The 248-nt window shown below is 53.6% G+C and carries 1 tRNA gene; it reads right to left on the minus strand.

Annotation, left to right across the window (positions count from 1 at the left end):
• Position 1: 1 nt before the first annotated feature.
• A tRNA-Ala gene (locus BTW00_RS13780) sits at positions 2–77 on the minus strand.
• Positions 78–248 lie beyond the last annotated feature (171 nt).

A 248-nucleotide genomic window follows, 5' to 3' on the forward strand; every position in this document is an offset into this window, starting at 1 on the left:
GTGGTGGAGCCAAACGGAGTCGAACCGTTGACCTCCTGCGTGCAAGGCAGGCGCTCTACCAACTGAGCTATGGCCCCTGAGCGAGGATACAATCGAAGCACTGCTTCGATCCGAGCGCAAGAGGAAATCCCTTAAAGGGGATTTACTTAGGGCTCTTTCACCTACATTAATAATGGTGGGTCTAAGTGGACTCGAACCACTGACCCCCGCGTTATCAACACGGTGCTCTAACCAGCTGAGCTACAGAC

Source organism: Psychrobacter sp. C 20.9 (assembly GCF_001921765.1).
Taxonomy (GTDB): Bacteria; Pseudomonadota; Gammaproteobacteria; order Pseudomonadales; family Moraxellaceae; genus Psychrobacter; species Psychrobacter piscatorii_B.